The sequence below is a fragment of the Salegentibacter lacus genome, assembly GCF_020164555.1.
GTDB lineage: Bacteria > Bacteroidota > Bacteroidia > Flavobacteriales > Flavobacteriaceae > Salegentibacter > Salegentibacter lacus.
The window spans coordinates 57,649-72,377 of record NZ_JAIQZB010000012.1; the positions used below are offsets into that span (position 1 = coordinate 57,649).

Below are 14,729 nucleotides of genomic sequence, written 5' to 3' on the forward strand. Positions count from 1 at the left end.
ATAAGAATTCAAACAGCCTTTCTTATATAAATTCAGGAAATTACTCCTGGATACCTACCAACTCTACCTTAAAAACAAGATCGGTATTTGGAGGAATTACGCCACCGGCGCCTCTTTCACCGTAACCTAAATGACTTGGGATGTAAAGTAGCGCTTCATCACCAACTTTAAGTTGCTGAATGCCTTCTTTAAAACCTGGAATCATTGGAGCATCTGGACCGTAAACTACCGTCATTGGACCATAACCTCCCTGGCTTTTTCTACCTTCATTAAATAAGCCCATTTCTTTTGCCAGTTCTTCTTTGTTTGTATCAAAGATATCCCCGTCACTAAAATAGCCTTCGTAAAGTACTTCCACCATTTGTCCGGTATTTGGTCTTTCACCGTCACCTTCTTCTAAATAGTACACTTTTAATCCGCTATCTAAGGTTTCCGCTTCATCTTTATGACTTTCAAACTCTTCGGCGTTAGCTGTCTTAGCTTCCTGACGCTTTTCAGCTTCGGCGTCTTCTTTGTCTTTTATAGCTTGCAATTCTTCTTCAAACACTTCTGGTGCATCAAAATTTTTGGCAGCTTTTCCTTTTCTAATAATATTTACCTCTTCCATAGTAACTGTTTTCACAGGCTTATCTCTAGCGCCGGTTTCAACCTTTCCTATAGAATCTACAACATCCTGGCCAGCTACAACCTTGCCGAAAACTGTGTGTCTGCCATCAAGGTTCGGAGTTGGTGCAAGAGTTACAAAAAACTGACTTCCATTGGTGCCGGGACCAGCGTTGGCCATAGAAAGAATTCCTTTAGAATCGTGGCTTAAGCTGTCTACAATTTCATCGGGGAATTTGTAGCCCGGGCCACCACTACCGGTTCCTGAGGGATCACCTCCCTGAATCACGAATCCGTCAATAATTCTATGAAAGGTTAGTCCGTCGTAATAATTTTTTCCTTTATGGGTGCTGTCTACCATTTTATTACTGCCTTCGGCAAGGGAAACAAAACTGGCAACAGTTATTGGAGTTGCCTCAAAGTAGAGTTCGGAAACAAAAGTTCCGTAATTGGTTTTAAATTCAGCATACATCCCATCTTCTAAATCGGGATATTCGTCATTACACGAAATCATGGTAAATACCATGGCACAAAGTAGTAGAAATTTACTGGTTCTCATTTATTATAAAAATTAAAAGGCGCTCTATGGCCCTGGGTTTACTTATTGTTAATTTTGAATTTCTTCTTTCTCAGTAATATTATTTAGCGTGACCTCGGTTTTTATAGGCCAGTTAGTGCCTATTTTATTTTTATCACCATAATAGCCGTAGGCTTTATACGAAGGAAATAAAAAAGTTACAGTTTCTCCTTCTTTCATTAATTTTAAGCCCTGTCTTAAACCGCTAAAAAGTTTTTCCTGGTCCACAGCATAAGTTCTGGTAGCTTTTTCTCCTTCAGCATAAATAACATCATCATCTAATGTTGAAATACTATAATCGAATTCTACAAGGTCCCCAAATTCTGGGGTAGCTGTGTTAGAAGTATCTTCACTTTTTTTATTGTAAGTGTACCAAAAACCATCTTGAGACGATTGATATTCTCTTGTGGAATCTTGATTAATTACATTTTCTATAAGAGCCATTTCTTTTTCCAGTAACTCCTGGTTTTTAGCTATAGATTCACTAATGTGCGATCCCGATTTCTGGGTCACGGGATAACGAGCTTCTGGAGATTTGCAGGCACCTAAAGTGAGTATTGCTAAAATGATTAAGTATCTATTCATTGTTGTAATTCCTTATAATCGGGAAGAATAGTATTAAACTTTGCGATGGTATCTTCCATAGAAAGGTCACTTTTTCCTCCGGCTGCATTATTATGACCGCCACCTTCAAAATGAGCCCTTGCAAATTCATTCACATTAAAAGCGCCCTTAGACCTAAAAGAAATTTTAATAATTCCTTCTTGTTTGTTTTCTATAAAAATAACGGCAAAAACCACATTTTCTATAGCCAGGCCGTAATTTACGAAACCTTCGGTATCTCCTTTTTGAAAATTATGTTTATCGAGTTCTTCCTGGGTTAAACTGATGTAAGCCGTTTTAAATTGAGGTTTTACGCGCAGATTTTGCAAAGCAATTCCCAAAAGCTGAAGCCTGTCTTCATTAAATGTATCAAAAATATTATTATGAATTTCGTGATTCACCGCCCCTTTAGCAATAAGATCAGCGATCACGCGATGTGTTTCCGCACTTGTGGCGCTAAACCTAAAAGAACCGGTATCGGTCATAATTCCTACGTAAAGGCAGGTTGCAATTTCGGGAGTAATTTTATGGACGGCCCTTAGTTTGTCTATAAAATGATATACCATCTCACAGGTAGAACTCATTTCAGCATCGCTATACGTATAATTAGCAAAGTCTGATGGTTCTCGATGATGGTCTATCATAATAAAAACCGCTTCAGAAGCAGTTAAAATTCCCTGCATATCGCCTGAACGGTCTAAATGGTTGAAATCCAAGGCGAAAACCAGGTCGGCATTATTTATAATATCTTCGGCATTAGCTTTATCTTTTTCATAAATAATTACCTCGTCATTTCCCGGCAACCATTTTAGAAATCTTGGATAATCATTTGGTGTAATTACATTTACCTTATGACCTTTATCCTTTAAAAAATGCATTAGACCTAAAGTAGAGCCCATGGCATCACCATCGGGTCCTTTGTGTGGTACAATTACTATATTTTTAGCCTGAGAAAGTTCGGCGGTGATCTCTAAAATTGCTTGTTCTATCATAATTTAATGTAAAACACCCTGGAATGAATTCTCAAGGTATTAAGTTGAAAAAAATAAAACATTCTGATTGTTAAATGTTTCAAATCCCATTTGCCTTAGAGCAAACCAAGGCTGTAAATTCTATACCTCGCTTAGCGAGTAAGCAGTAAAGATACAATTTATTAATACCAGCTTAAAAAACCAATCTGTATTTTTGTATTCAACAAATCAACAAAAAATGAAGGTAATTTTATCGCTCTTTTTAAGCTTTTTTCTATTTATTTCCTGCGGAAGTAATTCTAAAGTTACTCAAAAAGAAACCGGGAATACTGCTGAAACTTACGATTATAAAATCGCCTTCGGAAGCTGTAATCGGCAGGAGAAAGCCCAGCCATTATGGAGTGCGATTATAGGAGAAAAGCCCGATCTTTTTCTCTGGGGTGGCGATAATATTTATGCCGATACCGAGGATATGGCCCAACTGGAAGCCGACTACCAAATACAGAAAAATCATCCAGATTATAAAAAGTTATGGAAAACTATACCGGTTCTTGGCACCTGGGATGACCACGATTATGGTGAAAATGATGCCGGAAAAGACTGGGAATATAAAGATGAAAGTCAGCAGTTATTCCTCGATTTCTTCGATGTCCCTGAAAATGATCCCCGCCGTGAAAGGGAAGGTGTTTATTACGCAGAAGAGTTTGAGGAAGCGGGAAATTCAATAAATGTAATTGTTTTGGACACTCGCTACTTCAGATCGAATTTAGAACCGAGTGAAAAACCAGGGCAGCGCTATAAAATTAATTCTAAAGGAACAATTTTAGGAGCCGAACAATGGAAATGGCTGGAGAATGAATTAAATAATAGTACTGCCGATTATAATGTGATCTTAAGTTCTATACAGGTGCTTTCAGCAGAACACGGATTTGAAACCTGGGGAAATTTTCCTTCAGAAGTAGAAAAACTGGAAAAGCTTTTTAAAACTTCAGAAGCAAAAAACGTAATTATCCTTAGCGGCGATCGCCATATTTCAGAATTTTCAGAAAAGAAAATTGAAGGTTGGGATTATCCTTTAGTAGATTTCACTTCCAGTGGGATGACGCATGCATATTCCGATTTTAGCGGGGAACCCAATCAATATAGAGTGGGAGAGGTAGTGAGCGATTTAAGTTTTGGACTTTTAAAGTTTGATTTTGATTCTGGACAGGTGAAAATGGAGATGCGCGGGGTTGGTAATAAACTTCAGCAGGAATATTTGGTACAGTACAGAGATAAATAGAATCAGGTTTTAAAAATGCAGCTGCCTGAAAGCTAAATTCATATAAAACTTAAAGGAGCTTGTATTTGCAGCTTATTTAATTATTTTTGCCAAAATTTAAAAAACCATATAATGGCAGGAAAAAGAACATTCACCATGATAAAGCCCGATGCTGTTGAAGCCGGGAATGTAGGTGCAATATTAGAACAAATTACCGCTTCAGGATTTAGAATTGTAGCTTTGAAAATGACTCAAATGGCTACCGCTGATGCTGAAGAATTTTATGCAGTACATAAGGAACGTCCATTTTTTGGAGAGTTGGTAGAGTTTATGACTCGCGGGCCAATCGTATCGGCTGTGTTGGAGAAAGACAATGCTGTAGAAGATTTTAGAGCTTTAATTGGGGCGACAAATCCAGAAGATGCGGCTGAAGGAACTATTAGAAAGAAATACGCAAAATCTGTTGGTGAAAACGCCGTTCACGGAAGTGACAGCGACGAAAATGCACAGATTGAAGCTGCTTTTCATTTCTCTGGTAGAGAGATGTTCTAAGCAGAAAATTTATTTTATATAAAAACCACCAGTGATTCGCTGGTGGTTTTTTTGTGTCTATTATATTGTCCTACAAACATTTATAATTTTGCTGTTTGTCTTTTTAATGTGAATAGTATCGATTAAATATGGTTTTTAGCCAGCTTATTTTTAAATTATTGTTGAAATTTAAAGTATTCAGTATGAAGTTTATAGATAGTTATTTGGTCTTTTTTGTTTTATTATTTGGCACCTCAATTACTGCACAGGAATTGGAAGGTAAATGGATTGTATCCGGAAATAAAAGTTTTGGAGCCTTTCCCGGAATACATTTAATGGAAGTAAGTGAAGACTCCTTATCCCATTATAATTTTGATCAATTTGTGACTAAAACTTCCTATGAAACTGAAGATAACAAGTTGAAAATTGATACGCTTGCCTTTGCTGAATTCAATTTTAAAAATCCCAACAGGCTAAGTATTACTTCCCCGAGATTAGAGAAGCCAGTAGATTATATACGTTTGGTTCCTACCGAAACCAACCTGAGCCCTGAAGAAATTAGAAAAATAAAATATGATTTAGTTCGCGGAGGTAAAAACTTTATCATCGACTTTCAGGATCACGCTGATGGAAAAATAATGGAGTCTTACTTGAAGAAAGTTGATGACACCTTCTTTTTGGTAATTCATCGCCACGGTAATCCAATTACTGCTGTACCTATTGAAAAAATCACTCAGGAAAAAATGCATTTATATGGTTTTATGGCTGGTCCCAATAAATTGGTAGCTACCGCAATTGAGAAATAGTTAAATTAGAAAACCTGCCTAAAAGAAATTTTCCAGGCAGGTTTTCTACAAAGTTTCATTTGATAGATTATTTATCTTCAGGAACAGGGAAACCACGATCACGCATTAACGCATCAATCTTGGCATCTCTACCTCTAAACTTTCGGTAAGCTTCAGCAGGATCCATAGCATTTCTTGGCGCAAAAAGATATTTCACCAGTTTTTCTGCCATATTCTCATCGTAGAATCCTCCGGGAGACTCGGCAAAAGCTTCTGCAGCATCAGAAGTTAACACATCTGCCCATAAATAACCGTAGTATCCGGTTGCATAACCTTCACCCGAAAATACGTGTCCAAAATGCGGAGAACGGTGACGCATCACAATTTCATCTGGCATCCCGAGTTCGTACAGGGTCTCTTTTTCAAACTCTCTAGGTTCAATTTTATCAGGATCTGTGGTATGGTATTTCATATCCATTAAAGCAGAAGCAAGAAACTCGGTGGTTTCAAATCCCTGATTAAAAGTAGAAGCTTTTTTAATTTTAGCTACTAATTCTTTAGGAATAATCTCGCCGGTTTCGTGGTGTTTTAAGTAACGGTTTATAACCTCGTCTGTAGATAACCAACGCTCTAGTAGTTGTGACTGGAATTCGGTATAATCGCGAACTCCACTATTTAGGGTAGGATATTTAATATCGGCAGCCAGAAAGTGTAAAGCATGTCCAAATTCGTGGAAGAATGTTGTAGCATCGTCCCAGGAAACCAAAACGGGTTCTCCGGGAGCCGGTTTTATAAAATTAGAGTTGTTGGACGCTAAAACGGGTTTAGCACCCTCTAATTCAGAATAACTTCTATAGGTAGTTGCCCAGGCACCTGAACGTTTTCCCTGACGGGCAAAAGGATCTAAATACCAAAGCCCAATAAGTTCTCCTGAATCTTTATCGGTTACTTCCCAGACATTTACATCTTCGTGAAAAACGGGAACGCTACCTTCTTCTACCGGTTGAAATTCGAAATTAAAAAGTTCGCCGGCGGTATAGAAAAGCGCATCGGTTAGGTTGCCAAGTTCCAGATATTCCTTTACTTCCTCACTATCAAGATCGTATTTTTCTTTTCTTACTTTTTCGGCATAATAGCGATAATCCCAGGGCTTAATTTCAATATTAGCTCCTTCACTATCGGCTACGGCCTGCATATCTTTTACTTCTTCTTCAACACGAGCGAGTGCGGCCGGCCACACCGCTTCCATAAGTTCCATGGCATTTTCAGGATTTTTTGCCATTCGGTTTTGTAGGCGCCATTGGGCAAAATTATCGTAACCCAGTAATTCTACACGTTCATCACGAAGTTTCAGGATCTTTTTAATCACTTCATTGTTATCAAACTCATCATCATTATCACCACGGGAATAGTAGTTGTTCCAAACTTTTTCGCGAAGTTCCCTTTCGTCAGAATAGGTCAAAAAAGGATCCATAGAAGATCGGGTGTTGGTCACTGCATATTTCCCGGCTTCTCCATTGGCTTCAGCGGTGCTGGCCGCAGCTTTTATATAAGATTCCGGTAGCCCGCTAAGTTGGTCTTCGGTTAAATAAACAATATAGTTTTCTTCTTCCGCCAGTACATTATTGGAGAATTTGGTATACAATTCAGAAAGTTCACTGTTTATTTCGGCGTAACGTTTTTTATCTTCTTCGTTTAGATTCGCCCCTTCCATCGCAAATTCTTCATAAATAAGATCGATTACTCGCTGCTCTGGTGCAGGTAACGGATTTTCTTCTGAATTTTCAAAAACCGTTTTTATCCTTTCAAAAAGCTCAGAATTCTGTGAAATTTTTGAGCTGTATTCTGAGATTTCAGGAGAAAGTTCCCGTTGCACGTCTCTAAATTCAGGGCTTGAAATATTGCTGCTAAAGATTCCGTAGTAGGTAAACACCCGATTTAGAAGATCGCCAGAGTCTTCGAAAGGTACAATAGTATTCTCAAAAGTTGCTGGTTCGGGATTGCTGGTAATTTCATCAATTTCGGCAAGATGCTTTTCCATTGCTTCAAGCATTGCCGGTTTTACAAGCTCTACTTTCATTTTATCAAAAGCGGGTACGCCGGCATAGGGTCCGGTCCATTCAGCAAGTAAAATGTTATCCATATTTTGTTCGTGATTTTGCTCCTGGGCATTCGCTTGAAATCCTGCGACCAGCGCAAAAATCCCCAGGCTTTTTATAATTTCTTTTTTCATTTTGTGTGGTTTTATTTTCAATCTATGAAGGTAGTGTTTTTGGGAAAATTGGCTGCTATAGAACTTTTAGATTTTCTTTGAAATGAAAAATAGAAGCTGAAATACGTTAACAATTAAAATTAATTTATCTTTGATAATGTATATAACTAATTACAAACTATAAATAAGTAAATATGAAATTTTTAAGCAAAACTGTTTTGATTTTAGGAGCCGTAGCAATGATTGCTTGCGGAGATAAAAAAGAAGAAAAAGAAGATAAAATTACTATTGGTGATGGTACCAGCCCGCAATCTCAAACTGAAGCCGCTACAGATAAATCTGCTTCAGAAATGAGTACTTCAGATGAAGATGTGGTTGAAGTTTCAATTGAAGGAAACGACCAAATGCGTTTTAATAAAGACGAGATTAGAGTGAAGGCCGGACAAACTGTTCGACTTACTTTAAAACACGTTGGTGAAATGGAAAAAAGCGTAATGGGCCACAACTGGGTATTGTTAACTCAAGGGACTGTGATCAATGAATTTGGACAAAAAGCTGTTCAGGCAAAGGACAATGATTACATTCCTGAAGGAACCGATGCGGTTATTGCTCACACTAAAATGATTGGTGGCGGAGAAGAAGTAACCATAGAATTTGAAGCTCCTGCAGCCGGAGAATATGACTTTATCTGTAGCTTCCCTGGTCATTACTCAGTGATGAAAGGTAAATTTATCGTAGAGTAATTAAATAATTTTAAGATTTTGAAAATGCCTTTACTACGGAAGTTCCGTTTGGTAAAGGCATTTTTGTTTTATTGAAGCTTTCGGTTTTGGAAGACTGATTTTAGTTCTACTGAAAAGTTTTTTATTTTAAAAACCGAAGAAATTTCATTTTTAACTGCTATTTTCAAGGGGTTTTTGTGAGCTCCATATTTTATAGCGCCTCATTTTATGAAATATTGAAAATCTGCTATTAATACGATTTTAAGCCCTTTATTTTAATGAAATAAGTTAATTAAGATTGCTAAAAATAGTAGTTTTAGGCTTCATTTTAGAGTACCATAAATATGAGTGAGAACAAGCACTTTGTAATTGATTTTGACAGCACATTTACCCAGGTAGAAGCCCTGGATGTTTTGGGAGAGATATCCCTGGCAAACGATCCCGATAAGCAAAAAAACCTTGATGAGGTAGAATCCTTGACCGATAAAGGGATGAAGGGTGAGATTTCTTTTAGAGAATCCCTGGTAGAGCGAATTCGGCTTTTAAAAGCTAATAAAAGTGATTTACCAAAACTGGTAGAAAATTTAGGTAAGAGGGTATCTTCATCGTTTGTTAGAAACCGGGAATTTTTTAATGACCATCACAAAAATATTTATATAGTTTCCAATGGTTTTAAGGAATTTATAGTTCCTATTGTAGAACCTTATGGAGTTAAACCCGAAAATGTTTTTGCCAATACTTTTGAATTTAATGAAGATGGTGATATAGTTGGTTTTGATAAAGACAATGTGCTTTCTTCCAACAACGGAAAAGTAGAACAACTTAAAAGATTAAAATTAAAAGGCGATGTTTACGTAATTGGTGATGGTTATACCGATTATGAAATTAAAGCCGCCGGACTCGCTAATAAGTTTTATGCCTTTACCGAAAATGTAGAACGAGCAAATATTCTTGAAAAGGCAGACCATATTACTCCAAGTTTAGACGAATTTTTATTTGTACACAATATGAACAAAGCAATCTCTTACCCCAAAAATAGAATTAATGTACTTCTTCTTGAAAATGTGCACCAGGACGCGGTGGACATTATGAAGAAAGAAGGTTATAATGTTACCGTGCATCCCGGCGCAATGGATGAAGATGAACTTTGTGAAAAAATAAAAGATGTATCGGTAATTGGAATTCGGTCTAAAACCCATTTAACCGAAAAAGTGCTGGAAAACGCCAACAGACTAATCGCGGTGGGAGCTTTTTGTATAGGAACCAACCAGATAGATCTTCAGGCTTGCTTAAAGAAAGGCGTTGCAGTTTTTAACGCGCCATACAGCAACACAAGATCTGTGGTTGAGTTGGCTATTGGTGAGATTATCTTACTAATGCGTAACCTGCCCGATAAAATGCGCTTAATGCATGAAGGGAAGTGGGAAAAATCGGCTAATAACAGTTTTGAAACCCGAGGTAAAAAACTTGGGATTATAGGCTACGGAAATATTGGCGCACAACTTTCTGTAATGGCAGAATCTGTTGGGTTTGATGTTTATTATTATGATCTTCAGGAAAAGTTACCAATGGGAAATGTAACCAAATGTAATTCCCTTCAAGAACTTTTAGAAACCGTAGATATCGTTACCCTTCACGTAGATGGAAGGAAAGAAAACAAGAATATCATCGGTGAGAAGGAATTCGGTTATATGAAGGAAAACGTGATCTTCCTGAATTTAAGTCGGGGACACGTTGTAGATATAAAAGCCCTAAAAAAGAATTTAGAATCCGGTAAAATTATGGGAGCTGGGATAGATGTTTATCCGCAAGAACCTAAAACCAATAATGAAGAATTTGTTTCTGAATTAAGGAACCTACCAAATGTGATCTTAACTCCCCACATTGGAGGAAGCACCCTGGAAGCCCAGGAAAATATTGGGAATTTTGTTCCGGGAAAAATTATAGAATATATAAATACCGGAAGTACAACCAACTCGGTTAACTTCCCGAATTTGCAATTGCCGGTATTGCAAAATGCACACAGGCTTATTCATATTCACGAGAACAGGCCGGGAATTTTGGCAGAGATCAACAGGATTCTTGCCGGGCATGATATTAATATTGAAGGCCAGTATTTAAAAACCAACGAGACCATTGGTTATGTAATTACCGATATTGATAAGAAATACGATAAGAAGGTGATTAAAGATCTAAAAGGCTTAAAAGGAACGATACGTTTCAGGGTTTTGTATTAGAAGACTTTCTTTTGAAATTATATCCCGGGAGTTATTTCTTTAAAATATAGGAAATAAGTCCCGGGATTTTTTATTTCAAAATTTCTAAAACTTCCTGCCAGTTATCGGCACGTTGGTGATTATTGAAATTCACGTTATGAAAAGCACTAAACATAATGGTTTCCCCTTTAAAATAATCCAGGTTTTTTAAATGATCGTCTATCATAATATCTGTGCCTATTATGCTTTTATCTCCGCAAAAAACGATGTTTTTCCAATGAATAAATGGAAAGTGCTCGGCCAGCCAGGCTCTTTTTTCAACTAAACTCTGTGGAAATTCCATCGCAGCTGAAACAATATAAATCTCATAATTTGCTTGAAGTTCTTTTACCGCGTCTACCGCACCTTGCATAACCGGAACGGTTTTAAAGAAATTCTCGGTTGAAGCGAATTTTTTTACCATTCCTTTTTCTGGAAATGCATTTTCTTCAGTTTTTCCTTCTAAATCTTTTTTACTGAATTTTTCGCCATAATCTCGTTCATACCAGCTAATAAAATGTGCTTCAACATCAGCTAAAACACCATCCATATCTATCGCGATAGATTTTTTCATAGTTCAATTTTTAAGTCAGATAGCTAAAATAGGAAGTTTTAGAGTACAAAAATAAAATATACCCACATCTGGGTATTGTGGTCAGGTCGCCTTATGGATATATTTGGAGGGATATATCATTTTGATAAAAAGGGTTAGACTTTGATTTAAGGTAGGGGTTAAATCAGGTGTTTCCCTTTTTTTATTTTAAATCAAATCAAAAGCGTAAGCATATTTTGTAAATTCATAGGAATTTTTTACACCCAATTTTTGTTTAATTTTTTTTCTATGAGTAGAAACTGTCTCTACCGAGATAAAAAGTTTCTCACCAATATTCACTGAACTTTCTCCCAGCGCAACCAGTTTCAGGACCTCCTTTTCTCGCTCTCCCAAACTTAAAAAATTTTCATGATTCTGGTTGAAAAACATATTTTCTGCCAGTAATCGTTCGGCTTTATTGGGAATGTGTTTCATTTGGTCTATGGGAATTGCAGTAGTGCTGGTGTGGGTTGGTGTACCGTCTTTTGCCTGATGAAAAATACGAACGGCACTGAGATGCCACACCCATTTTTGACGATCTTTAAATTTAACCTGCTGAAAAAAGCTAAAAGTTTCTTTTGGATCTTTTCGCGCTAAAAGAGCTTCCATTTTCGTAAGGAAATCGGTCATATCCTCATTGTTGAAGAATTGCTTATGGTAATCGGCTCCAATCTCCTTGAGTTCTTTTTGCTTAATTCCTAACTGCGATAAACCTTTTTTACTCATATAAATAGGAGTAAAGGGTTCTAGCTGATGCACTACAACTACACTCGGCAATAAATCAGCAGTTTCTTTCAATAAAGCAAGTTTCTCTTGCAGGCCTGGAGAAGTCTGATCCATTTTTTTCTCTATTTTGGTTAGCTAGTAACCTAAGATAGAGAATTCTTTTTATTCTTTCTCAATCAACTGGTTTGTAATAAATTGTAGCGAAGACCATTCTAAAAAAAAAATAAAAATTTGATTTAATAATACAATATTACGATATGCAGAATTTTATTCCAGAACAATTTCCTGAGGCCCTGCAATATGATAAAGATGGCAGCAATTTTTGCTGGCTTTCAGAGGTAATTACTAATCTTTCAAAATAAATTCAGTAGCCATTTGCGCGTGTAGTCGTGTAGTATCTAAAAGCGGAATTTCGGTATCCTTTTCTTTTATTAGCATGGGCAATTCTGTACAACCTAAAATTATCGCTTCAGCGCCGCGATCTTTTAATAGTTGCATCTGTTCTAAATAAAAGTTTTTTGCGGCATCGGTAAATTTTCCCTGCGTAAGTTCTTCAGAAATAAACCGGTGAGTTTCATCGATATGTTCTTCAGCAGGAATTAAAGTTTCAATTTGGTGGTTTTCCTTCAGTCTTCCCTGAAGAAAATCTCCCTTCATCGTTGGTTTGGTTCCTAAAAGCCCTAGTTTTTTAAAACCTTTCTGTTTTGATTCTTTTGCTACTGCATCAGCGATATGAAGTATTGGAATATCGATTTTTGGTTGTACAAAATCGTAAACCAGGTGTGGCGTATTGGCGCAAATTATTATAGCCTTAGCACCGGCATTTTCAAGTTTCTGCGCAATTTCTAAGTATGAATTTTTAATTTTTTCGGAATCGTTTTTACGCATCAACTTTACATTGAGACTATACAAAAGCAGGGGCGGATTTTGCTGCCTCCCAATTTTATCGCCTACAAGCTCATTTAAAAGTCGGTAATATTCTATGGTAGAATGCCAAGAGGTGCCACCAATCATTCCCAGTAAATTCATAACTTTTTGTTTTTACCGAAATTATGCAATTTTAAGGTTCTGATTAAATTCTTCTTCCTTTTCCTGATGACGGAATGAACTTAAAATCTCCACTGCTTCCAAAGCCGCAACTTCAGAATTATAAGTAAAGCTGATTTTAGACGCTTCCGCATCTGGAGAAATATCGCAGATATCCTTAATTTTAGAAAGTTCTTTTGTGACGTATGTAATGCAGTTTCCAACATTAAGGTCTTCCAATAAAATAGTAGCTTTCATATATTTTTGATTTTTAATTACTACAAATTTAAAGTCAGGACTTGAGAGATTTTATGAGGAAAATCAGTTTAAGCTATTTTACTTAAGAAAAACAGGGCTCGTTTCTTACTTTTGCAAATTACTTTTTTTAAAAACACTTAAAAATCGATGACTGAGTAAGGGAACAAGTTTTTTTCCTACCAAGAAGAGCTTTTAAAAATTTAAAAAATTGCGAAAGAAAAGGCAGCCCATAAAATATACTGAAGGCAGGATTTTTAGTTCCCTGGCCAACCTGGCCTGGCCTATAATCCTGGCTAATATTTTACAAACAGCCTATCAGTTAATCGATACCTTCTGGCTAGGGAGACTCGGCGCCGATGCGGTAGCGGCGGTGAGTATTAGTTTTCCTATTCTTTTTCTTATTCTATCGTTAGGTGCCGGTTTAACGCTGGCAGGAACTGTAATCGTTTCACAATATAAAGGGGCAGAAAATCAGGATCAGGTTAATTACAGCTCTTCACAAACCGTTTTTGTGATATTTTTTATCTCGGTTTTGCTGGCTATTGTAGGATATTTTTCAGCAGCTCCATTAATGAAACTCATAGGAGCAGGTCCCGAAATACTGAGTGATTCGGTAAGCTATTTTAAAGTTTCTTCAGTTGGCTTTATTTTTCTGTTTATGTTCTACGTTTTCCAGTCGCTTATGCGGGGGATAGGGAATGTATTACTACCAATGTATATCGTTTTGGCTACGGTTTTTCTAAATCTAATTTTAGACCCGCTTTTTATTTTCGGTTTTGGTCCTATTCCCGGGTTTGGAGTAGCGGGAGCAGCTGTAGCCAGTGTGATTACTCAGGGCTTATCGGCATTAATAGGATTAATTATTCTTTTCCGCGGAAATAAGGGCATAAAAATTAGTTTTAGCAGAATGAAATTCGATTTTGCCTGGACTCGAAGTATGTTTAATATCGGAATTCCTTCCAGTATAGAAATGTCTACCCGCGCCGGTGGAATGACGGTAATGGTAATGCTGGTAACTAGTTTTGGAAGTGAAGTTGTAGCAGCTTACGGAATTGGAAGTAGGGTTTTGAGTCTTATCGTAGTGCCTGCGCTTGGTTTTGCTATTGCCACCACTACTCTGGTAGGGCAGAATATTGGAGCCGGAAAAATAAAGCGAGCTGAAAAAATTGGAAACCTAAGTGCTAAAATTGCCTTTTTTGGGCTAACTGGCGTAGGCATGCTCCTTTTCTTTTTGGCGGAACCAATAACCGCGTTCTTTGTACCCAACGATCCCGGAGTGATTCGAGATGGTTCGTTATTCATAAAGATTATGGCGCCAAGTTTCGGAGTTTTGGGAGTTCAACAGGTTTTAAACGGCGTTTTTAATGGAGCAGGATTTACCAAGGCGTCGCTGTTAATTTCAGTTTTCGCGCTTTGGATTGTTAGATTTCCCACGGCATTTGTTTTATCTAATAATACCGATCTTTCTTTTGAAGGTATTTGGTGGGCCTTTCCTATTTCTAACCTTATCGCGGCGATTGTAGCTTTTACCTATTATAAAATGGGATATTGGAAGTTAAGGACTATTCGTTACAGGCATCGACAACTTTAGTTTCTTTAGCAAAGAT

The 14,729-nt window shown here is 37.1% G+C and carries 14 protein-coding genes; 6 read left to right on the forward strand and 8 right to left on the reverse strand.

What is annotated here, in order from left to right; translation table 11 throughout:
- Nucleotides 1-40: 40 nt before the first annotated feature.
- From LB465_RS11180 to LB465_RS11190, 3 genes are read right to left on the reverse strand one after another with little or no spacing between them, the layout of a single operon-like run.
- Entirely contained in the window at nt 41-1,162 is a 1,122-nt protein-coding gene (locus tag LB465_RS11180; RefSeq protein WP_224469946.1) for a peptidylprolyl isomerase, read from the reverse strand.
- A gap of 48 nt (nt 1,163-1,210) precedes the next feature.
- Nucleotides 1,211-1,765, reverse strand: coding sequence for a gliding motility-associated peptidyl-prolyl isomerase GldI (gldI, locus tag LB465_RS11185; RefSeq protein WP_224469947.1), 555 nt, complete (start codon nt 1,763-1,765; stop codon nt 1,211-1,213).
- Entirely contained in the window at nt 1,762-2,775 is a 1,014-nt protein-coding gene (locus LB465_RS11190) for a DHH family phosphoesterase (RefSeq protein WP_224469948.1), read from the reverse strand. Before LB465_RS11190 ends, gldI begins: the two co-directional genes overlap by 4 nt.
- A 217-nt stretch (nt 2,776-2,992) precedes the next feature.
- Here LB465_RS11190 and LB465_RS11195 point away from each other — a divergent pair, with 217 nt between their 5' ends.
- From LB465_RS11195 to LB465_RS11205, 3 genes are all read left to right on the forward strand, one after another.
- The gene (locus LB465_RS11195) at nt 2,993-4,036 is read left to right on the forward strand and encodes an alkaline phosphatase D family protein (RefSeq protein ID WP_224469949.1); all 1,044 of its coding nucleotides are present in this window, start codon (nt 2,993-2,995) and stop codon (nt 4,034-4,036) included.
- 111 nt (nt 4,037-4,147) lie between these two features.
- Nucleotides 4,148-4,567, forward strand: a complete 420-nt coding sequence (locus LB465_RS11200) for a nucleoside-diphosphate kinase (protein WP_224469950.1) — start codon at nt 4,148-4,150, stop codon at nt 4,565-4,567.
- A gap of 182 nt (nt 4,568-4,749) precedes the next feature.
- Nucleotides 4,750-5,352, forward strand: coding sequence for a hypothetical protein (locus tag LB465_RS11205; RefSeq protein ID WP_224469951.1), 603 nt, complete (start codon nt 4,750-4,752; stop codon nt 5,350-5,352).
- A gap of 67 nt (nt 5,353-5,419) precedes the next feature.
- Here the strand turns inward: LB465_RS11205 and LB465_RS11210 are convergent, their stop codons facing one another.
- A complete protein-coding gene (locus LB465_RS11210; RefSeq protein ID WP_224469952.1) occupies nt 5,420-7,564 on the reverse strand; it encodes a M3 family metallopeptidase in 2,145 nt (714 codons plus the stop codon).
- Between the two features lie 173 nt (nt 7,565-7,737).
- On the opposite strand from LB465_RS11210, the gene azu reads away from it, so the two are divergent.
- Both azu and serA read left to right on the forward strand, forming a co-directional pair.
- Nucleotides 7,738-8,286, forward strand: a complete 549-nt coding sequence (azu, locus tag LB465_RS11215) for an azurin (protein ID WP_224469953.1) — start codon at nt 7,738-7,740, stop codon at nt 8,284-8,286.
- A gap of 323 nt (nt 8,287-8,609) precedes the next feature.
- Entirely contained in the window at nt 8,610-10,502 is a 1,893-nt protein-coding gene (gene serA, locus LB465_RS11220; protein WP_224469954.1) for a phosphoglycerate dehydrogenase, read from the forward strand.
- Between the two features lie 70 nt (nt 10,503-10,572).
- Here the strand turns inward: serA and LB465_RS11225 are convergent, their stop codons facing one another.
- The 4 genes from LB465_RS11225 to LB465_RS11240 form a co-directional block, all read right to left on the reverse strand.
- Nucleotides 10,573-11,094, reverse strand: coding sequence for a 5' nucleotidase, NT5C type (locus tag LB465_RS11225; protein WP_224469955.1), 522 nt, complete (start codon nt 11,092-11,094; stop codon nt 10,573-10,575).
- Nucleotides 11,095-11,280: 186 nt separating this feature from the next.
- A complete protein-coding gene (locus tag LB465_RS11230; RefSeq protein ID WP_224469956.1) occupies nt 11,281-11,952 on the reverse strand; it encodes a response regulator transcription factor in 672 nt (223 codons plus the stop codon).
- A 231-nt stretch (nt 11,953-12,183) separates the two neighbouring features.
- On the reverse strand, nt 12,184-12,867 hold the full coding sequence (locus LB465_RS11235; protein WP_224469957.1) for an aspartate/glutamate racemase family protein: 684 nt from the start codon (nt 12,865-12,867) through the stop codon (nt 12,184-12,186).
- Between the two features lie 21 nt (nt 12,868-12,888).
- Nucleotides 12,889-13,122, reverse strand: coding sequence for a heavy-metal-associated domain-containing protein (locus LB465_RS11240; protein WP_224469958.1), 234 nt, complete (start codon nt 13,120-13,122; stop codon nt 12,889-12,891).
- Between the two features lie 208 nt (nt 13,123-13,330).
- Between LB465_RS11240 and LB465_RS11245 the strand changes: the two genes are divergently transcribed.
- Nucleotides 13,331-14,713, forward strand: a complete 1,383-nt coding sequence (locus LB465_RS11245) for an MATE family efflux transporter (RefSeq protein ID WP_224469959.1) — start codon at nt 13,331-13,333, stop codon at nt 14,711-14,713.
- Nucleotides 14,714-14,729 lie beyond the last annotated feature (16 nt).

Excerpts from the sequence above, each read along its gene's own strand:
- LB465_RS11205 (WP_224469951.1), top strand. The coding sequence starts at position 4,750 with ATGAAGTTTATAGATAGTTATTTGGTCTTTTTTGTTTTATTATTTGGC.
- LB465_RS11235 (WP_224469957.1), bottom strand. The coding sequence starts at position 12,867 with ATGAATTTACTGGGAATGATTGGTGGCACCTCTTGGCATTCTACCATA.
- LB465_RS11195 (WP_224469949.1), top strand. The coding sequence starts at position 2,993 with ATGAAGGTAATTTTATCGCTCTTTTTAAGCTTTTTTCTATTTATTTCC.
- LB465_RS11210 (WP_224469952.1), bottom strand. The coding sequence starts at position 7,564 with ATGAAAAAAGAAATTATAAAAAGCCTGGGGATTTTTGCGCTGGTCGCA.
- LB465_RS11200 (WP_224469950.1), top strand. The coding sequence starts at position 4,148 with ATGGCAGGAAAAAGAACATTCACCATGATAAAGCCCGATGCTGTTGAA.
- serA (WP_224469954.1), top strand. The coding sequence starts at position 8,610 with ATGAGTGAGAACAAGCACTTTGTAATTGATTTTGACAGCACATTTACC.
- LB465_RS11180 (WP_224469946.1), bottom strand. The coding sequence starts at position 1,162 with ATGAGAACCAGTAAATTTCTACTACTTTGTGCCATGGTATTTACCATG.
- LB465_RS11190 (WP_224469948.1), bottom strand. The coding sequence starts at position 2,775 with ATGATAGAACAAGCAATTTTAGAGATCACCGCCGAACTTTCTCAGGCT.
- LB465_RS11230 (WP_224469956.1), bottom strand. The coding sequence starts at position 11,952 with ATGGATCAGACTTCTCCAGGCCTGCAAGAGAAACTTGCTTTATTGAAA.
- LB465_RS11240 (WP_224469958.1), bottom strand. The coding sequence starts at position 13,122 with ATGAAAGCTACTATTTTATTGGAAGACCTTAATGTTGGAAACTGCATT.
- azu (WP_224469953.1), top strand. The coding sequence starts at position 7,738 with ATGAAATTTTTAAGCAAAACTGTTTTGATTTTAGGAGCCGTAGCAATG.
- gldI (WP_224469947.1), bottom strand. The coding sequence starts at position 1,765 with ATGAATAGATACTTAATCATTTTAGCAATACTCACTTTAGGTGCCTGC.
- LB465_RS11225 (WP_224469955.1), bottom strand. The coding sequence starts at position 11,094 with ATGAAAAAATCTATCGCGATAGATATGGATGGTGTTTTAGCTGATGTT.